The organism is uncultured Maribacter sp., from assembly GCF_947500985.1.
GTDB lineage: Bacteria > Bacteroidota > Bacteroidia > Flavobacteriales > Flavobacteriaceae > Maribacter.
Window position 1 is genome coordinate 1 of record NZ_CANMTX010000013.1, and the last position, 21057, is coordinate 21057.

The 21057-nt window shown below is 34.9% G+C and carries 23 protein-coding genes; 13 read left to right on the plus strand and 10 right to left on the minus strand.

The features are described from left to right. From Q0871_RS17755 to Q0871_RS18765, 7 genes are all read left to right on the plus strand, one after another. A partial coding sequence (locus Q0871_RS17755) for a hypothetical protein (protein WP_299326114.1) occupies positions 1-1092 on the plus strand: 1092 nt, incomplete at its 5' end. A 1-nt stretch (position 1093) separates the two neighbouring features. Then, complete coding sequence (locus Q0871_RS17760; protein ID WP_299326116.1) at positions 1094-1747, plus strand: hypothetical protein; 654 nt, start codon at positions 1094-1096, stop codon at positions 1745-1747. Next, a complete protein-coding gene (locus Q0871_RS17765; RefSeq protein ID WP_299326118.1) occupies positions 1744-2907 on the plus strand; it encodes a hypothetical protein in 1164 nt (387 codons plus the stop codon). Before Q0871_RS17760 ends, Q0871_RS17765 begins: the two co-directional genes overlap by 4 nt. 4 nt (positions 2908-2911) lie before the next feature. Further along, positions 2912-4084: a gliding motility-associated C-terminal domain-containing protein gene (locus Q0871_RS17770; RefSeq protein WP_299326120.1), complete on the plus strand. Its 1173-nt coding sequence runs from the start codon at positions 2912-2914 to the stop codon at positions 4082-4084. Positions 4085-4213: 129 nt separating this feature from the next. Beyond that, the gene (locus Q0871_RS17775) at positions 4214-4948 is read left to right on the plus strand and encodes a M15 family metallopeptidase (protein WP_299326122.1); all 735 of its coding nucleotides are present in this window, start codon (positions 4214-4216) and stop codon (positions 4946-4948) included. Between the two features lie 39 nt (positions 4949-4987). Beyond that, entirely contained in the window at positions 4988-5758 is a 771-nt protein-coding gene (locus Q0871_RS17780) for a M48 family metalloprotease (protein WP_299326124.1), read from the plus strand. Positions 5759-5893: 135 nt separating this feature from the next. After that, complete coding sequence (locus Q0871_RS18765) at positions 5894-6061, plus strand: DUF6747 family protein (protein ID WP_363323252.1); 168 nt, start codon at positions 5894-5896, stop codon at positions 6059-6061. A 109-nt stretch (positions 6062-6170) separates the two neighbouring features. Here the strand turns inward: Q0871_RS18765 and Q0871_RS17785 are convergent, their stop codons facing one another. Both Q0871_RS17785 and Q0871_RS17790 read right to left on the minus strand, forming a co-directional pair. Further along, positions 6171-6557, minus strand: coding sequence for an ankyrin repeat domain-containing protein (locus tag Q0871_RS17785; protein ID WP_299326126.1), 387 nt, complete (start codon positions 6555-6557; stop codon positions 6171-6173). Positions 6558-6746: 189 nt separating this feature from the next. Continuing rightward, positions 6747-7139, minus strand: a complete 393-nt coding sequence (locus Q0871_RS17790; RefSeq protein WP_299326128.1) for an ankyrin repeat domain-containing protein — start codon at positions 7137-7139, stop codon at positions 6747-6749. Positions 7140-7363: 224 nt separating this feature from the next. Here Q0871_RS17790 and gpmI point away from each other — a divergent pair, with 224 nt between their 5' ends. Genes gpmI through Q0871_RS17805 form a run of 3 tightly spaced genes read left to right on the plus strand, consistent with a single transcriptional unit; the run spans position 7364 to position 10504 of the window. Continuing rightward, positions 7364-8887: a 2,3-bisphosphoglycerate-independent phosphoglycerate mutase gene (gpmI, locus tag Q0871_RS17795; RefSeq protein WP_299326130.1), complete on the plus strand. Its 1524-nt coding sequence runs from the start codon at positions 7364-7366 to the stop codon at positions 8885-8887. 24 nt (positions 8888-8911) lie between these two features. Next, the gene (map, locus tag Q0871_RS17800) at positions 8912-9730 is read left to right on the plus strand and encodes a type I methionyl aminopeptidase (protein ID WP_299326132.1); all 819 of its coding nucleotides are present in this window, start codon (positions 8912-8914) and stop codon (positions 9728-9730) included. 9 nt (positions 9731-9739) lie between these two features. Beyond that, on the plus strand, positions 9740-10504 hold the full coding sequence (locus Q0871_RS17805) for a class I SAM-dependent methyltransferase (RefSeq protein ID WP_299326134.1): 765 nt from the start codon (positions 9740-9742) through the stop codon (positions 10502-10504). Here Q0871_RS17805 and Q0871_RS17810 read toward each other — a convergent pair whose 3' ends face one another. The 8 genes from Q0871_RS17810 to Q0871_RS17845 form a co-directional block, all read right to left on the minus strand. After that, positions 10505-11515, minus strand: coding sequence for an FAD:protein FMN transferase (locus Q0871_RS17810; RefSeq protein WP_299326136.1), 1011 nt, complete (start codon positions 11513-11515; stop codon positions 10505-10507). After that, the gene (locus tag Q0871_RS17815; RefSeq protein ID WP_299326138.1) at positions 11512-11874 is read right to left on the minus strand and encodes a Na(+)-translocating NADH-quinone reductase subunit F; all 363 of its coding nucleotides are present in this window, start codon (positions 11872-11874) and stop codon (positions 11512-11514) included. The genes Q0871_RS17810 and Q0871_RS17815 overlap by 4 nt, the downstream gene beginning before the upstream one ends. Before the next feature lie 73 nt (positions 11875-11947). Continuing rightward, positions 11948-13255 carry an NADH:ubiquinone reductase (Na(+)-transporting) subunit F gene (gene nqrF / locus Q0871_RS17820; protein ID WP_299326140.1) on the minus strand — a complete coding sequence of 436 codons (1308 nt, stop codon included), beginning with the start codon at positions 13253-13255 and terminating at the stop codon, positions 11948-11950. A 2-nt stretch (positions 13256-13257) separates the two neighbouring features. Further along, a complete protein-coding gene (gene nqrE, locus Q0871_RS17825; RefSeq protein WP_299326142.1) occupies positions 13258-14022 on the minus strand; it encodes an NADH:ubiquinone reductase (Na(+)-transporting) subunit E in 765 nt (254 codons plus the stop codon). 21 nt (positions 14023-14043) lie between these two features. Next, on the minus strand, positions 14044-14691 hold the full coding sequence (locus Q0871_RS17830) for an NADH:ubiquinone reductase (Na(+)-transporting) subunit D (RefSeq protein ID WP_299326144.1): 648 nt from the start codon (positions 14689-14691) through the stop codon (positions 14044-14046). Between the two features lies 1 nt (position 14692). Next, positions 14693-15445, minus strand: a complete 753-nt coding sequence (locus tag Q0871_RS17835) for a Na(+)-translocating NADH-quinone reductase subunit C (protein ID WP_299326146.1) — start codon at positions 15443-15445, stop codon at positions 14693-14695. A 2-nt stretch (positions 15446-15447) separates the two neighbouring features. Further along, the gene (locus tag Q0871_RS17840; protein WP_299326148.1) at positions 15448-16728 is read right to left on the minus strand and encodes an NADH:ubiquinone reductase (Na(+)-transporting) subunit B; all 1281 of its coding nucleotides are present in this window, start codon (positions 16726-16728) and stop codon (positions 15448-15450) included. Between the two features lie 3 nt (positions 16729-16731). Further along, complete coding sequence (locus Q0871_RS17845) at positions 16732-18081, minus strand: Na(+)-translocating NADH-quinone reductase subunit A (RefSeq protein ID WP_299326150.1); 1350 nt, start codon at positions 18079-18081, stop codon at positions 16732-16734. Between the two features lie 153 nt (positions 18082-18234). Here Q0871_RS17845 and Q0871_RS17850 point away from each other — a divergent pair, with 153 nt between their 5' ends. Genes Q0871_RS17850 through apaG form a run of 3 tightly spaced genes read left to right on the plus strand, consistent with a single transcriptional unit; the run spans position 18235 to position 21026 of the window. Further along, entirely contained in the window at positions 18235-19476 is a 1242-nt protein-coding gene (locus Q0871_RS17850; protein WP_299326152.1) for a DUF5103 domain-containing protein, read from the plus strand. Between the two features lie 27 nt (positions 19477-19503). Continuing rightward, on the plus strand, positions 19504-20634 hold the full coding sequence (locus tag Q0871_RS17855; RefSeq protein ID WP_299326154.1) for a DUF3667 domain-containing protein: 1131 nt from the start codon (positions 19504-19506) through the stop codon (positions 20632-20634). 5 nt (positions 20635-20639) lie between these two features. Beyond that, positions 20640-21026 carry a Co2+/Mg2+ efflux protein ApaG gene (gene apaG / locus Q0871_RS17860; protein ID WP_073247456.1) on the plus strand — a complete coding sequence of 129 codons (387 nt, stop codon included), beginning with the start codon at positions 20640-20642 and terminating at the stop codon, positions 21024-21026. Positions 21027-21057 lie beyond the last annotated feature (31 nt).

Sequence of the window (21057 nt, forward strand, 5' to 3'; positions counted from 1 at the left end):
GGACTTGCATATGACGACACTACAATAAGAGCAGATGTTGACCAGAATACTGCCGATATCGATACTCTTGAAGCGGAGCAAACAACACAGAATACTGCAATAGCTGCAAACGCAACGGATATAGATACTCTTGAAGCTGAGCAAGCAACTCAAAATACCGCTATCGCTACAAACGCTACCGATATCTCGACCAATGCAACTGCAATTGCAGCGCACAATACTGCCGACGAAGATGTTTCTGCAACCAATGAACTTTCTGATTTAAGCTTAAGTGCTACCAACATTCTTACTTTAACGAATGCGGAGGCTGGCGCTACAGGTGTAGACCTTTCTGGATATAAATTATCTGGTACTACAGGTTCTATTTTCTTTGCTGATACTGACGGAACGCCAACAGAAAATAATGGACAATTATTCTGGAACAATTCAGATAATAGACTAAGTATCGGAAATCCTTTGACTGGATCAAATAAACTTACTGTAAATGGAGCTACAAGAACTAGCGGTCTAAACAATTCCAACGGAACAATAGGAGTTCCTTCTTATAGATTCTCTGATGATTCTAATACGGGAATGTTTAGTCCGAATGATGAGCAAATAGGATTTAGTGTTGACGGAGCGGAAGCACTAAGGATTGATGGAACTACAAGTACCACTTCTGTAATTATAAACGAAACTTTAGAATTAGAGGGTACCGTATTAGATGAAAATGATTCTGCCGGCACAGTTGGTCAAGTACTTAGCGCTACAGCGACGGGCACAGAATGGGTAGATAATTACAACCCTGTAAAAGTAATAGGTAAAATTAGCTCAACTGGTACTATAACTAAGGCAACTACCGGAGTTACAGTTACAAGAATTAGTATTGGTTACTATCGTGTAACATTACCTACAGGTTCAGTATCTGATGCAGATTATATTATACAATTATCACAACCAGGTAGAAATGGTGTTGGTAATGATGATCCTGGTATCTCCTACTCTAACCAAACCACAACAAGTTTTGAGGTAATCATTGGTGATAATGATAATGGTGGTACAGATAGAAGTCGTTTCGATTCTGAATTTATGTTTACCGTTTTAGATTTATAATATGAATTATTCAAAATACATTATTTATACATGTGCCATTTTAATAGGTATCACAGCCAATGCACAATTAGATAGCGGTCTACTTGTAGGCTTAACCACTGGCACAACCACTGAAGTCACTAGCACAACAGATGCCGCACAAGGTTCTTTAGTGTTTAATACTGATGACAACGAGGTATATGTTTTTGACGGTACATCATGGAATGTTATGGGGCAGAAAAAAACATATACCGGTACATTTAGAATAACCAGCACTGGTTCTTCTTCAATTACCGGTATCCCATTTCAACCTTCATCTGTGTCATTTGTTGCCTATGCAAATGTTGAAGATTATGATATGGATATTGATAATGGCACAGTAAACAATGAAACTGGTCTACCTAACGCCTACGGTAGTATGAAAGGTTTCGCTAGAGATGAAAATGGTACAATTACAGAACAAGTGATTTTTAATGGAGGTAGTGGAAATTCAATAAACGATATATCTAGATATGCATCTAGTTCTCATAGTATTGGGATAAGATATGCCAACCAAAATGGAGACAACTTAGGTTTAACAACTGCCACGGTCAGTAGTTTTACCTCAGACGGATTCACTATTAATACTGACAGCTTCGCTGATGGCTTAGTAATAATTTTTGAAGCTTACAAATGATAAAAAAAATACTAATTATATTATTAATTTTAATTGCCAAGTTGGGCTTTTCGCAAGCACCTACCGCAGGTGACTTGGTAGCTATACATTCGGCTACTTTAGCTGAAATAAATGCAATTGTTAGCCCATATGAAGGTTCGTTAATTTACAATTCCGATGATAGCTTTCTGTATCAATTTACAGGTAGTGCATGGCAGAAACTTACCCCTGAGGGTAATGAAACAAAAATAATATCTGACGGAAATGTAACTATCGTTGGCTCAGGTACTTCGGTAGATCCATATATCGTTTCTTCAATCAAACCCACATTCACAACAAACCCAGATGGTTCTTTTACATTTTCTAATGGTGTTGACCCAGATGTAGACTTCTTACCAACCGTTCCAGGTAATACCCCTATTGTTTCAAATTCTGATGCTGGAACAGGCAACTGTTCTTTATTTGGGACCAATGAAACCAGAAATGTAATCATTCAAGGCGCCTACTTTGACGGTGCTTCTACAGTAGCTATTACAGGGCAGACAGTAAATTCAGTAGTTATTAACAGTTCTTCTCAAATTACGGCTAATGTAACTTCTGGTTCTTCTTTTGGTAATTATGACATTTCAGTGACTAATAATGCAGGTACTAGCACATTATCAGGAGGGTTTATTTTACAGTCATCTACAACTTTAACTACCAATAGCATTGGTATTGCAGATATGATCCTGACCGGTTCTATGACATATGACGGAAACAAATTATTAAAGACAGCCACAGCAGGTTGGAATGCACAAGGCTATTCTTCAACTAATGCTCTTAGCCCTACTTCAGGCGGACACTTAGATTGGGTTGCCGATCAATCTAACAAATACGTTATGATCGGTTTAAGCACTACACCATCAACTAGCGCATCTTATACAAATTTAGATTATGCGATGTATATGGTCACTAACAGTCAAATTCAAATAAGAGAAAACGGAGCAAGTTTAGGATATGTTAGTGGATATTCAGCTGGAGATAGATTAACTATTAATGTAGATTGTTTAGATAATGTAACCTATTTAAAGAATGATATTGTCATATATTCTTCATCTAAAAAAGCTACCAACCCACTGTATTTTGATTCGTCATTTCACGGTGTAGACGCCTCTATTTCTAATATAACAATGACCTACTAAAATCATGAAATTATTCAAAATCATACTTGGCTTCTTACTACTACAAAATACCATTGTAGCACAAGATGCAGTGCATAATCATGGTAATATTCAAATTCATGACGATGGTATTGTTGGTTTCCATATGGATGTTATAAATAATGGTGCATTCAATCAAAACAAAGGTCTAGTTGGTTTTTATTCTTTCGACAAAGCTTTATCTATATCAGGTGGATCTAATCCTATTTTTTATGATTTTGAAGTTGCAGTAGATAATAATCTTTATATAGACAATACGGTCGGTATTCAAAATAACGCAAACTTTATTGTAGGAGATATCGTTACATCAAGGATAGCATCCGAAGTAAATATTAATTTTTTAAATGATTCATTCTACAATGGCGAAGGAAACTCAACCAAAGTTGATGGGTATGCGGCCTTGAGCAAGAAATCTGAATTCACCTTCCCAATTGGTCATTTCGATAAATTGCGTCCGTTAAGCATTGCATCGGTGAGTTCTAACGATTATGCAAAATCTGCATACTATTATGAAGACCCTAATACGCCAAGTGTATTTAATACTAGCTTCAGTACATTTATTAAAGAGAATGAAGCATTAGCTGTAAGTGAATATGAGTTTTGGCACCTTGAAAGCAGTATACCGTCAAAAGTGACCTTGACCTGGGACGAAGAAAGTTATGCTCACTTATTTGGAGAGGCTATTACAGATATAAAAGTTGTTGGCTGGAGTGTTAATGATAATATTTGGGTCGATTTGGGCAATACAAATGTTGAAGGTGATTTTACAAATGGATCGGTAACTTCTGTAGAGTTTACACCAAGCGATTATGAAATTATAACTATTGGCGGTAACTCTGACCTCTTAGGAATTTTAGATAATATCATGTTAGATAATTATTACATGACCCCCAATGGCGATGGCATTAACGACTTTTTAGAAATTGAAGGCATTGAAGGTTCACCTAACAATGTTTTACAAATCTATAATAGATATGGCAGGTTGGTATTCTCCAAGAACAACTATAGCGATGAGTTTACGGGTATATCGAATGTAAATGGCGTAATTACTAAAAATATTGGTTTACCTTCTGGCATCTATTTTTATATAGTGACCTTTAATGATCTAAACTATAAACATCAAGGGTACTTATACCTTACCACATATGATGAAAATTGATCAATACTTCTATTAAGGTCAATATTCATTACTTTTACTTTAAGATTGCATGATTTACTACTTTCAAAAGTTTTTTTCTTTTGGTATAGTTTGGCAAATCTTTTGCATTACATAACACAATATACAATTATGCAGAGAAGAACATTTATTAACAGAAGTAGTTCGGCAGCTTTGGCCCTTGCCCTTGCCCCTACTTTCTTTATTCAAGAAGAAACAGAGTATAGTATTCTAGAACTCATGGGTAAAGAAGATATTGAGTTGTACGGTAAAGATATCAACCTAAGAAAAGAAGCCCATGATGCCTTTGTAGAAATGAAAAAGGCAGCTTATAAAGACGGTATCGATTTAAAAATAGTTTCAAGCTTTAGAAGTTACAATAGACAAGAAGCAATTTTTGAACGTAAATATTTAAAATACACTGACGATGATGGCATGAACCCTACAGATGCTATTGACAAAATTATTGAATACTCTACCATACCTGGTACGAGTAGACATCATTGGGGTACCGATATTGATGTAGTAGACGGATATAGAAAAGTAGATGGTGATGTTCTTGTACCACATAAGTATGAAGGTGAAGGTCCTTATGTTGATTTCAAAAAATGGATGGATGAAAACTCTGAGACTTACGGATTTTTCTTAGTTTATACCGACGAAGCAAAAAGAAGAGGTTTCAAATACGAGCCATGGCATTATAGCTATGCCCCATTATCGATACCTATGCTTGAACAATTTAGGAGTAAAAACATCGCATCTATTCTTATTCGCGAAGATTTTTATGGTGCTGAAAATTTTACAATGAGCTTTTTAAGATCTTATATTCAAAATAATATATTAGATATTAATAGAAACCTACTGTAAGCATTTCGTACATTAGACACTGTACTATAACACATTACCATGAGAAGAGGAAGTTGGAAAATTAGAATATTTATCGGTTTGGCAATTGTTGCCTTTGCATTTATACAAAAATGCAGCAACACCGAAGAGAACCCATATACTGGTCGCTCGCAACATATTACTATGTCTTCTGAACAAGAAATAGCTATTGGGTTACAAAGTGCCCCAGAAATGGCGCAACAACATGGTGGTTTATATCCTGATCAACAATTACAGGCATTTGTTGAATCTGTTGGCAACAAACTAGTTCAAAATAGTATAGCCAAAGAAACGCCTTACCAATATGATTTTCATTTATTGGCAGATGATCAAACCATAAATGCCTTTGCATTGCCAGGCGGACAATGTTTTATTACTTACGCCTTATTCTCTCAACTTAACGAAGCACAATTAGCTGGGGTTTTAGGTCATGAAATTGGTCATGTAATCGGCAGACACTCTGCAGAAAGAATAGCTGATAGCCAAACTTGGCAGACAGCAACTATGGGTGCTACCGTTGGTGCTGGCGATATGGGTAGTATTTTAGGAAGTATTGGTCAGAATACACTACTTAAAAATGGTCGTGGCGATGAGTTGGAAAGTGATGAATTAGGTGTTCTATTTATGATCCAATCTGGATATGACCCTTACGAGATGATTAAAGTGATGGAAATTTTAAAAGCCGCTGGCGGTCCAAATCGTACTCCTGAATTTCAGAGCACCCACCCTGATCCTGAAAATAGAATAGAAAAAATCAGAGATGCCATAGACAAATACAAAAACCAAGGTTAATCGGTTTTTTAGTACACTTAATCTAGAGGACAATACGCGGTCTTTATATTTTTGTACATTTGGCGAAGTCCCAAGCTTATTTTGCCATATTGAATTGCCTTTATAGCTATGATTTAATCATAGAAGAACACTATAATGGGAACAATTACACATTTTAAAAACTTATACGTGCAGGCGTTTGAGAACTGTAAACCAATTGTTTTGGTTACATTTTTAAAGGTCTACTCAGTATTTTGTGCCCTAATGATATTTTCGGCACTGTATGCTTTTGTTGTGAGAGCAGCAAATGGATTTGATTTTTAACGCGTTTTACTCTTTTACCTGAACACTATTTGAAGTAAAATTACGTAGTATTAAAAAAGGGTTCATTGATATATCAATGAACCCTTTTTATTTTCTCATAAAGATAAAACTATGAATCTTGCTTAATTACATCTAAAACATCTTTAGCATTCGACATTTTCGCATAGTCTTTTGCAGTATAACCTTGATCGCTTTTAATGTTAAGATTTGCGCCGTTCAACAATAAAACTTTAAGTACATCTGCCTTATTATATCTAGCGGCATACATTGCCGGCGTTAGACCTAAAGACTTCTCATTAGACTTTTCACCTAAAGCCAATAAACTTCTCACTTGATCTACATCACCTTTCATAACTGCTTTACATAACGAACTAATTTCTTCATTAACAGAAACCGATACTGCTTCATTCAAATTAGTACTGTCATTATTATTTGCATAAACTCCTGTTAATGTAAACACACTAACGACCAACAAAATTGAGATTGATTTTTTCATAATATGAATATGATTTTGATTAATAATATTATTAATAACTTAAATTTAGATATAATATTTTATTAATAACATAATTTTAGTAAAGATATAGCAATTATTTAACAATTAAAACATTTGCCAAATATGTAGATATAGCTTATAACTGTTCAAAGTTCGATTATCTCAAATAATGCAATGAATATTTGCCACCTAACTACCGATTGAAGTTTCAATTAATTTTAATGCTTCAGAAGCATTTGATAACTCTGCATAACGCTTAGCAGTATACCCTTGACTACTTTGTGTTTTTAAATCTGCACCATTAATAATGAGCATTTCCAACACAGCTACTTTATTATAACGAGCAGCGAACATGGCAGGTGTCATTCCTAAAGACTTCTGATTAACATCTTCGCCCAAATCGATTAACCGTTTTACAGTTTCTAAATCGCCTTGTATAACAGCTTTACAAAAAGAGCTAATGTCTGCTCTTGACACAAGTTCAATGCTATTCATTGGTGCTAAAGTTTCATTTTCCGCAGCTAAAACAGTTGTTCCTATGGTAAGAACTACCATAGATAATGTTAGGATTACTTTTTTCATGATGATTGATTTTTAATTGATGAGTACATTAGTGTACATTTAAAAGACGCCAGTTATCATTAATTGTTTCATCCTTTAACATTGTTATAACTAAACTTTAACAAACAAATCTTCACCCAAACTGAAAAAATGTTGGGATACACCACCAAAATGAAAAAGGTCGGTAATCTAGTAGCTTAACTTGGCAGAACATAGTATTTTTGTACTCCTAAAACCTTATGAAGATGAACAAAAAAGTAATCTTAATGATATTAGATGGATGGGGTAAATCTCCTGACCCATCTATATCTGCAGTAGATAAAGCTAACACTCCTTTTATAGATAGTTTATATACCAAATATGCTAATTCTAACCTTCTTACAGATGGTATGAACGTAGGTCTACCTGAAGGTCAAATGGGTAATAGCGAAGTAGGTCATATGAATTTAGGGGCTGGTCGTATTGTTTATCAAGATTTGGCTAAAATCAATAAGGCAGTTAAAGAGAATACCTTAAGTTCTGAGCCGGTTTTAAAAAGTGCTTTCGAATACGCAAAAAAGAATAATAGAGATGTTCATTTTTTAGGGCTTTTAAGTGATGGTGGCGTACATAGCCATACCAATCATATTAAAGGACTTATTACAGCTGGTAAAGAATCTGGTGTTGAAAATATGTATTTACATGCTTTTACCGATGGTAGAGATGTAGACCCCAAAAGTGGAAAAGGTTTTTTAGAAGATATCGTACATTTTGGTGCTGACAAAAACACAAAACTAGCTACCGTTATAGGTAGATATTACGCTATGGATCGTGATAAACGATGGGAGCGAGTTAAAGAGGCTTATGATGTTATTGTAAATGCAGAAGGTGAGAAATCTACTGACATTGGCAAAACCATTCAAAAAAGCTATGACAATGATATTACCGATGAGTTTATAAAACCAATCGTAATGACCAGTACAGATGGCACTCCTGTTGCTTCTGTAAAAGAAGATGATGTCGTTATATTCTTCAACTTTAGAACTGACCGTGGGCGAGAACTAACACAAGTTCTAAGTCAGATAGATATGCATGAGCAAAACATGCATAAACTTAACTTATACTACGTTACGCTTACCAATTATGATGAATCTTATGAAAAAGTTCATGTTGTCTATAACAAAGATAATATCGTTGAAACTTTAGGTGAGGTATTGGCTAATGCAGGTAAAAAGCAAATACGTATTGCAGAAACCGAAAAATATCCGCACGTTACTTTCTTTTTCAATGGCGGTAGAGAAGTTCCTTTTGATGGCGAATCACGTATTTTATGTCCATCACCTAAGGTCGCTACATATGACCTTCAACCAGAAATGAGCGCCTATGAAATTAGAGATAAAATCATTCCCGAAATTCAAAAAGGAGATGTTGATTTTATCTGCTTAAACTTTGCCAACCCAGATATGGTAGGTCATACCGGTGTTATGGAAGCTGCAATTAAAGCTTGTGAAACGGTAGATGAATGTGCAAAAGATGTTATTACAGCAGCTATCGAAAAAGATTACTCTGTAATTGTTATTGCCGATCACGGTAATTGTGAAACTATGGTAAATGAAGATGGTAGCCCTAACACGGCACATACCACCAACCCTGTTCCTCTAATTTTAGTAGACAAAGATATTCACCATATAAAAGATGGTGTATTAGGAGATATTGCACCTACTATCTTAAAAATGATGGGTGTAGAAAAATCAAAATTTATGACCCAAAATTCATTGGTATTAATTTAAGCACAACCGAAAGTATTTTATTTTATGATTAAATTAAAAACAGCCGAAGAGATTGAGTTAATGCGCGAAAGTGCGCTTATTGTTTCTAAAACTTTAGGAATGATAGCCTCTGAAGTTAAACCCGGAGTTACTACACTACATTTAGACACTTTGGCCGAAACTTTTATTCGTGACCATGGTGCAGTGCCTGGTTTCTTAGGTCTATACGATTTTCCGAACTCATTATGTATGAGCCCCAATGCTCAAGTAGTACATGGTATTCCAAATAACACCCCTTTAGTTGAAGGGGATATTATTTCGATTGATTGCGGTGCTTTGAAAAATGAATTTTACGGAGACCATGCTTACACTTTTGAAGTAGGAGAAGTTAGCCCAGAAATAAAGAAATTATTAGAAGTTACCAAAAAATCGTTATACGTTGGTATTCGAGAATTTAAAGTTGGTAATCGTGTTGGTGATGTGGGGTATGCCATTCAAAAATTCACTGAAGATCATGGTTATGGTGTTGTACGTGAATTGGTTGGTCATGGTTTAGGAAAAAAAATGCATGAAGGTCCAGAAATGCCAAATTATGGTAGACGTGGTAGAGGCAAGAAATTTGTTGAAGGCATGACGGTTGCTATTGAACCTATGACCAATATGGGTACAAAGAATATTAAGCAGCTTAAAGATGGCTGGACAATTCTTACCGCAGATGGTAAACCTAGCGCTCATTTTGAACATGATGTTGCCATAGTTAATGGAAAACCAGAGTTACTATCTACTTTCAAATATATTTATGAAGCTTTAGGTATTGTAAGTGACGAAGAAGATGAGTTCAGAAACTCTACCGTAAAAAGTTAGAAAATACAGATGAAGAAAATTTTTAAATTTTTTCTTAACCTTGTTCCAAGACCTGTATTAATTTCTTTAAGCTATATAGTAAAGCCTTTTTTTAAGGCTTACTATCGTGGTAATACCTATGAAGACCCTATTGACGGTAATACTTTTCGTAGCTTCTTACCTTACGGATATGAAAAACCACGTGAGAACGTGCTTTCACCTTCTACCCTATCATTAGAACGCCATCGCTTATTATGGTTATTTTTAAAGGAAGAAACCGATTTTTTCACTGCTCCGTTGCATGTTTTGCATTTTGCCCCTGAACAAGCTTTCTATAAAAGATTTAGAAAACTAAAGAATCTAAATTACATTACTACAGATTTAAATTCTCCTCTAGCGGATGTAAAGGCAGATATTTGCAATCTTCCTTTTGAAGATAATACGTTTGATGTAATTCTATGCAATCATGTATTAGAACATATACCAGATGACACGAAAGCAATGTCTGAGTTATATAGAATTCTAAAACCTGGCGGTTGGGGCATTTTTCAAATTCCGCAAGATTTGAACAGAGACGTAACTTACGAAGACGATACCATAACTGACAAAGTTGAACGCGCCAAAATATTTGGTCAATATGACCATGTTCGTATTTACGGAAGAGATTACTTTGATAAATTAAGAGGCATAGGTTTTACCGTCGAAGAAATAGATTTTACAAAGCTAATGAGCCAAGAAAACATCAACAGATATCGCTTAGCTCCAGGAGAGATAATTCCGTTCGTAAAAAAATAGTTATTTCACTACAAGCGCTTTAAACCCTTCAGTTGAAAACTCTTTTGTTTCCCCATTCTCATCTAGATAAATAATATAAGCTTCTAGCCTTTTATTTACTTCAACAAGCGCAAAAGCATCCTCTATATTCATTGCCATTAATGCTGTTGCATAAGCATCTGCTGTAGCACAATTGTCAGCTAATATAGTTACGGCAAGTGTATTAGATACTTGGGTGTACCCAGTTTTTGGATTTACAGTATGCACAAACTTTTTCCCAGTTTTTTCATCTATTCTAAACTTACGATAGTTGCCCGAAGAAGCTAATGCTCTATCATTTAAATGAATTAATATTTTAGTAGATCTATTCACTTCCATTTCAGGATCATCAATACCAACTATCCAAAACTTATCTTTAATAGTATTTTTACCTTTTGCTACCAATTCACCTCCTACTTCTATGAGATAATTCTCAATACCCTTAGCATCTAACATAGCCGCTAACCTATCAATAGCATATCCTTTTGCAATTGCATTAAAGTCTAAATAGATATTAGGATTATCTTTTACTATATGATTGATATCATCCAAAGTAATCTTATTCAGTCCTACATAGTTCAACAAACTATCAATTTTTAGACTGTCCATCGAAATTTGACGTTCAGGTCCAAATCCCCATGCATTTACCAATGTACCCACAGTGGGGTCAAAAAAACCATTGGTTTCTTTATGAATGGATTTAGATAAATCTAATACCTCTTGAAACATTCTATCAACAACAACGGTAGTATCTCCGTTATTAATTCTAGAAATATCTGACTCTGGAATATAAGTTGACAAAGATTGATTTATGACAGCAAATACAGAATCAATATCCTTTTGTAAATCTAATTTCCCGCTAGAGATTGAAATTATACTATAAGAAGTACCTAAAGCTCCTCCTACATTTTCATTCCTCACCTTGCTCCTATCTTGTTTACAAGATTGAAACAAACCCAAAACTAAAGCAATTCCTAAAATATATTTCTTCATAATTCTACTAAACCATCGTAATCCACTATATATTCTTCATCTAAATAAACTGGTAAATTATGATCTGTGGCGTTAACCAAACCAACACCAGCATAAAATGTCGATGCCTCAAATTTAATGGCATGTTCTTTCATTTTATTGAGGTCAGACATAAAAAAATCCATGTCTTTTGGATCACCAGGGTATTCAATTGCTTTTACCACAACAAAGCGCATTTTTTTATCCTTCGTACAAACAAACTGCGGATTCTTTCGCAATTCACTGTTTACGGCTAAAAATTCAAATCCTTCATCTTCTAACTTTTTGCCAACAATATTCATTGCCAAATTATGAAGCTCTTGTTCTGTTAATACATGCATCCTAAACTATTTTTTATAAAAAAACCGATACATTACATATCGGTTAGTTTTTATTAATTTCAAGACTTAAGGTTTATCCACCAAAATCATCAAAACGTATATGCTCATCTGGGATACCGAAATCTTCACCCATTTTCTGAACCGCCTTGTTCATTAACGGAGGTCCACAGAAATAAAGTTCAATATCTTCAGGAGACTCATGAAGGCTTAAGTAGTTATCAATTACACAATTGTGAATGAAACCTACGAAACCATCACCAGGAGCATCAATATTTTCTTTCACCTTCCAATTATCTTCTTCTTGTGGTTCAGATAATGCTAGGTAAAATTTGAAATTTGGAAACTCATCCTCTAATTTATAAAAGTGGTCTAAATAGAATAATTCTCTTTTAGAACGACCACCGTACCAGTATGATACTTTTCTATTCGTTCTTAATGTTTTGAATAGGTGATATAAGTGAGAACGCATTGGCGCCATACCTGCACCACCACCTACGTATAACATTTCTGAATCTGACTCATTGATGAAGAATTCACCGTAAGGTCCAGAAATAGTACAATCATCACCTGGTTTCAAATTGAAAATGTAAGAAGAAGCAACACCAGGGTTAACATCCATCCATCCATTTTTAGCACGATCCCATGGCGGAGTTGCAATACGTACATTCAACATAATCTCTCTTCCTTCAGCAGGGAAAGAAGCCATTGAATACGCTCTTTCAACCGTTTCTGGATTCTTCATTGTTAAAGGCCAAAGGTTGAATTTATCCCATTCTGCTTGGAATTTATCTGGAGTTTCATGTTCCTCAGGGTGTGCTGTAATATCAATATCAGCATACTTTACTTCACATTCAGGAATTTCAATTTGAATATAACCTCCAGCTTTGTAACCCATATCTTCAGGGATTTCAACTACAAATTCTTTAATAAAAGATGCAACGTTATAATTACGAACAACTTTTGCAGGCCATTTCTTAATACCGAATACCTCTTCAGGAATCGTAATCTCCATGTCTTGCTTTACCTTAACTTGACAAGCTAAACGTGCACCATGGTTTAATTCTTTTTTGGAGAAATGTGGAGTTTCTGTAGGCAATGCTTCACCACCACCAGAAAGTACATGACATTCACATTGAATACATGTTCCACCACCACCACAGGCAGATGGTAAAAAGACTTTTTGGTTACCTAAGGTCGACAATAAAGAGCCACCTGAAGAAACTTCAATTTTCTTCTCTCCGTTAATTGTAATGGTTACAGGACCAGATGGAGATAGCTTTTGTTTAGTAAACAGAAGCAATGCTACTAACGCCATTAACAGTATTAGAAATGCGACAACAGTTATTAAAATAGTTCCGCCTGTACTTGCAGCTAAAATCATGTTTATTTATTTACGTCGTTATAAGAAATTACCTTTTCGTCAATTTCTTTGTTCTTTTCTACTACTACTTCTTCGTCTACAGGAGTAACCATTTCTGGTACAATCACCTGATTAACTTGTTCAGCTGCTTCTTCAGCATCATCACCGCCACCAGTTAACATACCTCCAAAACTTTGAAAGCCAATTCCCATTAATCCCGTAATGATAAATGTAATACCCAGACCTCTTAAAGGTGCAGGAACATTACTATATCTAATTTTCTCGCGAATTGCTGCAATTGCTAAAATTGCCAAGAACCAACCAATACCAGAACTTACACCATAATTGAATGCTAAGCCTAAGGTTTCAATTTCTCTTGCCTGCATGAATAAAGATCCACCTAGAATTGCACAGTTTACTGCAATCAATGGTAAAAATATACCCAATGAGTTATATAAAGAAGGTGAGAATTTCTCAACTACAATCTCTACCAATTGTACCATTGTAGCAATGGTAGCAATGAATAGAATAAAAGATAAAAAGCTAAGGTTGTAATCTGCATACTCAGGACCTAACCAAACTAAGGCTCCGTCTTGTAACAAATACTTATCTAACAACCAGTTCATAGGTACAGTAACCGCTAATACGAATATAACAGCAGCACCTAAACCAACTGCAGTAGCCACTTTTTTGGATACCGCTAAATAAGAACACATCCCCAAGAACACGGCAAACACCATGTTATCGATAAAGATGGACTTAAAAAATAATTCTACATGTTCTAACATAATTTCTACTTAAATGTCTGTTTAATTCTCTTCTACTAGTGCAGGATTTCTTGAACGTTGTACCCAAATAATGATACCAACCACAATTAATGCCGCTGGTGGAATAATCATGAAACCATTATTCTCGTAACCTGTAGCGTACAAACCTGTTTTTGTTATAGGATCTCCTAACACTGGATATCCAAATAAAGTACCAGAACCTAATAATTCTCTAAAGAAACCAACAATTATCAAGATTACACCGTAACCTAAAGAGTTACCAATACCGTCCAAAAATGAACGCCATGGTCCGTTCGCCAAAGCAAAAGCTTCAAAACGACCCATAATTATACAGTTTGTAATAATTAGACCTACGAATACAGCCAAGGTTTTACTTAACTCATAAGCATATGCCTTAAGTACCTGATCCACTATAATTACCAATGTAGCAACTACGATTAACTGAACAATAATTCTAATTTTAGATGGAATTATATTTCTCATCAATGAGATAACTACGTTACCTGCACCTAATACGAACATTACAGAAATAGCCATTACCAAAGACGCCTTTAGCTCTGCTGTAATTGCCAATGCCGAACAAATACCTAATACCTGAATAGTAATAGGGTTATTGTCTGCAAGTGGATCCGTAATAAGATTTGCATCTTTTTTTGATAGTAGTGCCATATTACTTTGCTCTAATTGTTTCTAAATAAGGTTTATATAATTTAACGGTTTCCTTAATCATAGCAGAAACACCGTTACCTGTTATAGTAGCACCAGCTAAGGCATCTACTTCATTATCGTCTTTTGTTTTATTCAAAGGGTCGTTATTACCTTTTGCAACAGCTATACCTGCATATTGAGTACCATTTAGAATAGTCTCTCCAGTAAAATCGTCCATGAAATAACGCATTTTAATGTTCGCACCTAAACCAGGAGTTTCACCTTTATGGTCAAAATAAACACCTTGAACAGTCATTGTGTCATCTAAAGCGATAAAACCCCAAATAGCATCCCAAAGACCTTTGCCGTACATAGGAATGATGTAAAATTTCTTACCATCTTTCTCCCCAATAAAAACAGGCAACTTATAAGGTTCTCCTTTTTTTATCTTAGCCAATTCCTTTTTTAAATCAATCAAATATGCTTCGTTATCTTCAGTGATTTTATCTCCTTGAATAACCAATTGCTCTTTGATATAACTTGCAAACTCATCTTCTACTACATCTGTAGGTATAAAGTTTACACTACCGGCATCATCACCATTTTCGTTAACACCCATTGCGTAAAGAATATTCTGCTGTTTTTCAAAACGCTCGTTTTCTTTAATATTAGGGCGTAATGCTGAAGCCAAAAACGCAAGTATTGACCCAACTACCACCACCATAACAGCCGCAAAAACTACTGTATAAACGTTACTATCTGTTTTTTGTGCCATAATTAAACTGTTTCAGCTTTAAGTTCTTCTGCCTTGCCATCTGAATCTTTTGGATAGATAGTGGCATTTTTCAATCTGTTCATTCTTCTTTTAATATTACCCCTTACAACATAATGATCAATTGTTGGTGCAAATACGTTCATTAAAAGGATAGCCAAGAAAACACCTTCTGGGTATGCAGGGTTGAATACACGAATCATCACAGAAATAAATCCAATAAAGAAACCATAATACCACTTCCCTTTATTTGTTTGTGAACCAGTAACTGGATCAGTAGCCATATAGACAATACCGAATGCCAAACCACCTACGATTAAATGTTTCCAGAAATCGAAACTCATCAATCCATAAAATTTACTTGATTCGCCTACCCAACCAAAATCTACTACCTGATTGAATATTAAGCCCATTACCAATGAACCAATAACGGCACTCACCATTATTCTCCAACTAGCAATCTTTGTGAAAATCAAGAACAAACCACCTAATAAGATTAGAAAAGCAGAAGTTTCACCTACAGAACCTGGTATAAAACCGAAGAACATATCTGAAACAGAATATGTCATTTCAGCCCCCTTATTCTGAGCTAAATAACCTAATATGGTTTCACCTGAAATCGCATCAACGTTTGCGCCAGCTAAAATTTCTTCTGAACGCTCACGAGCTCCATAAACCCAAACTTTATCACCACTCATCCAAGTAGGATAAGCGAAGAACAAAAATGCTCTAATAGTCAATGCAGGGTTAAGAATATTCATTCCTGTACCTCCAAAAACTTCTTTACCAATAACAACACCAAAAACAACGGCTACAGACAACATCCAAAGTGGTGTATCAATAGGCACTATTAAAGGCACCAACATACCAGTAACCAAATATCCTTCTTCTACTTCATGACCTTTTATAACAGCAAAAATAAATTCTACCAAAAGACCTACACCGTAAGAAACAACTACTAATGGCAATACCTTGATGATACCGATCCAAAAATTGTCCCAAGTAAGGAAATCATTCATCAAAGAAAAATCTGCCGGAAATCCGTTTATTGCAGAATAGTGTTGGTAACCTGCGTTGAACATAGAAAATATTAACACTGGTACCAGCGCCATTATTACCGTGTTCATTGTTCGCTTTAAATCATCTGCCGATTTTACGTGTGTACCACCTGCATGAGTAGTCTCATCTGGCGAAAACAAAAAAGTATGAAAGGCATTAAAGGCAGGAGCCATTTTCTTACCCTGATACTTCAGTTTAAGTTCGTGTAATTTGCTTTTTAAACTCATTTCTTATCCTATTTCTTTTTGCAATAAATCTAACCCCTCACGAATAATCTTCTGGTGTGGTTGCTTAGAAATACATATAAACTCAGTTAACGAAAAATCTTCTGGAGCTACCTCATACAAACCTAATTGCTCCATTTCATCCAAGTCTTTTACCATACAAGCTTTTAACAGTTGCATTGGAAAAATATCCATCGGAAAAACTTTTTCATATTGCCCCGTTACTACGAAAGCCCTGTGCTCTCCATTAGTATTGGTATCCAAATCATATTTTTTGTTTGGCTGCATCCAAGAGAACGTTAATGCCCTTGTAGCCGAAATTTTATTAAAAACTGGTTTGTTCCATCCAAACAATTCATAATCGTCTCCTTCTGGAATAACTGTTACTGTATTATTATAATACCCAAGGTAACCGTCTGGCCTACTTTTAGAACCTGTAAGCACATCACCATTTATAACTCTAAAATTTTCTTCATTTACACCACTAGCGTATAAAAATGTAGAAATCTCAGCCCCTATTTTAGTTGAATAATATTTAGGCGCCTTAACCGAAGAACCTGCAAGCGCGATAATACGCTCTGCATTGAACTTACCTGTCAATAAATATTCACCTATAATAATTAAATCTTGCGGAGTTACTGTCCAAACCAATTCACCTTTATTAATAGGATCTAATTTATTGATTTGCGTACCTACCAAACCTGAAGGATGCGGACCAGAAACATTATGCAACTCTACCCCTGTCATTGAAGACAATGGCGATTTACTAGACCCTACAGATACATGAACTTTACCTGGCGTTAACTTACTTAATGCAGTAATTGCAGATTGTAGTTCTTTTTCCTTACCCTGTAATACATAATCCAAATCTGCCTGTAACGGCCCACTTGAATACCCAGAAATAAAAATAGATTTAGGTGTAGTATCAGGATTGGCGACTACATCATAAGGTCTCTGCTTAATAAATGGCCAACAGCCACTTTTCAACAAAACAGCCTTCAACTCTTCTTTCGATGTATTCTCTACATCTAAAGCAGCACCTGAAAACGCCTCTTGTGTTTTGTCTGCCAATATCTTTAAGGTCAAAATACGTCTTCTATCCCCTCTTTCAATCTCAATAAGCTCACCGCTTACTGGTGAAACAAAAAGCATGCTCTCCATGTTCTTGTTATAAAACAAAGGCTCTCCCGCTTTTACTTCGGCGCCCTGCTTTACCATCATTTTTGGGGTAATTCCGTGAAAATCACTTAACTGTATAGCGTAAACATTACTTAAAACAGCTTTTGAAGTAGTCTGTTCTGCGGTTCCCACCAGATTAATGTTGAGCCCTTTTTTAATTCGAATGTCTTTTGACATGTGCGTATAGACCTTTAGGTTATCAAAATTTGAGCAAATTTAAGTACAAAAACTTCGTTTTCATAATTATTGTCCCATAAATTAGACAATAGAACGAGCTATATTTTTTAGGCACCCTTTTTGTTTACCTTTACTTAAAAAAAACAGGGTATAATGCGCATTTTCTTCAAACATTTTATTTGTCTATTATTTCTGCAAAATTTAGTTGCTCAAGTTCAAGAAGAAGTAAACCCACCAGAAAATATTAAATCGATCGTTTTCAAAGGACCTACCGAAGATCAATTTCCCGTTATTAAAATAGGCGAACCTTTATATTTAGAATTCGATGATGTTTTAGCCAATGAACAAGACTATTATTATAAGGTAATTCATTGCGATTACGATTGGACCCCATCTTCTTTATTAAAATCTCAGTACTTAGACGGTGTCGACAACCAACGAATTACAGATTACGAGAACAGTTACAGCACTTTACAATCATACTCTAATTACCAACTAACCATACCTAATGACAATGTTCGCCTAAAAGTTAGCGGTAATTATCTTATAGAAATATACAATAGCAATAACGACTTACAATTCTCAAGAAGATTTGTTGTATATAAAGACATTGTTTCTGTTTCTACTTCTATTAAACGTTCTAGAGACTTTAATTACATTAATGAAAAGCAAGTAGTTCAATTTAGTATTACCTCAGGATCATTACGTCTTATAAACCCGAAGAAAGAAGTTAAAGTTGCCATTCTTCAAAATCATTATTGGCCAACAGCTATCACCAACATTTCCCCGCAATACACAATGGGAAGCGAATTAGTTTATAAATATGATCAAGAAACTGCCTTTTACGGCGGCAACGAATTTCTATTGTTCGACACTAGCGACCTTAGGGCGCCAAGTTCTCAAATCTCGAGTATTGATCTAACAGATTTATATAACCATTATTTATTCTCTGACGATTTTAGAAACGACAAACCATACACCTATTTTCCTGATATTAATGGAGATTTTGTTGTTAGAACTTTACAAGGCGACAATGCTTCTAGAGAAGCTGAGTACACCAACGTATATTTCAGCTTACCTTACACCGAATATATTGCCCTAGACGATGTCTATATTTTCGGTAAATTCAATAATTATGCCCTCACAGACCAAAACAAGCTGGTTTATAATGAAAAAAACGGCATGTTAGAAGCAACCCTAAAAATGAAACAGGGATTTTACAATTATAAGTACGCAGTTAAGAGTGGCGAAAAAATTAAATTAAATGAAGTTGGTGGAAACTTTCATTTTACTGAAAATAATTACCTGGTACTTGTATATTACCGCAACTTTGGCGACATGTACGACAGTATTATAGGTATTGGCTCCGCCAATTCTAGAAATATCACCAACTAGCTGTATATTTACGTTTTTCATTGATTTATGGAGAACAAACCAGCCGTTCAACCATCAGGCAGATTTAAACTAAAATATCGAGGGGCAGACTGTCTTAACTGTGGTCACCCTTTAGAATTAAGCGACAAATACTGTCCCAATTGCTCTCAAGCTAACAGCACAAAAAAACTCACTCTTTTTGATTTTTTTGAAGAATTTCTTGCGAATTATTTCTCATACGATTCTAAGTTATGGAAAACGTTAACCGCCTTACTTTTAAGGCCAGGTAAAATTACACGAGAATATATTAATGGCAAACGCCTTTCTTACACTAACCCTTTTCGCTTTCTACTCAGCTTATCTATTATTTATTTTCTGATTATCAGCTTCAATAGTAAGTTCGAGTCTTATAATAAGTTTGGTTATGAGAACAAAAAACCAATCATAGATATCGACCTCAATAAAGAATTTCAAAAAATTGAATTTGAAAACGAAGAAGAGAAACAGTTCGCTTTATCTCAATTAGACTCGCTTGACATAAATAGCTATATCAAAAACGGAATTAGCAAAAAAGACTCTACTATTCTTGCCGACCCAAAGTCTTATTTTAAAGACATAAATACAGAGGATCTAACACGCCGCTTTCTTGGTAAAATAGACTTCTTCAATACCATCATTAAGCATGATACCATTTATTACTTTGAACAAGGTTTAACAAAGTTTGAAATACCTGAAAACAAAGAAAATGAAATGGCATTCAACTTAGCTACTAGTTTAGTTGATATAGAAAAACGACCTGGAACATTTATAAATTCTTTAATTTCAAAACTGCCATTCACCACATTTTTCTTTCTGCCATTCTTTTCTTTCTTCATTTGGATGGTCTATATCAGAAAAAAATACACTTATACCGATCATTTAATCTTTAGTTTCCACAATCAATCATTATTATTTATCTTGCTCATTGTTAGCAATTTGATCAACGCAGTGTTCAATATTAGTAGCGAAGGATTGTTTATTTTAATATTCGCTATTTACCTTTACAAAGCAATGCGCAATTTCTATCAGCAAGGAAGAGTTAAAACGGTTATAAAGTATTTTTTCCTAAACACATTATTTGTAATTTTAGGAAGTATTGCGATAACCATATTAATCGCAGCAAGCGTATTTACCTATTAAATATGATGATAACACAGGTTACTAAAGGCATTAAAATTTCGGTTCAAACAACTTTTGAAGGCACGTTCTTTAAAAACTACAAAATGCATTATGCATTTGGGTATACTATTACCATTGAGAACCAAAGTAAAGATGTTGTACAGTTAACTTCTCGTCATTGGAAAATATATGATTCTTTAAACGAAATGGAGACCTTAGATGGCGAAGGTGTTATTGGAAAAAAACCGGTAATTCAACCAGGGGAATCTCACACTTACAATTCAGGTTGCCTACTAACATCGCCAATAGGTGCAATGAAAGGGCACTATAACATGGTCATTATGAGTAATGCCGAAAAGTTTAGAGTTTACATTCCTACTTTTAAATTTAGCGCACCTTTCGCCCTTAACTAAAGTCTTTTTATAGTTTTTAGTCCACCACCCT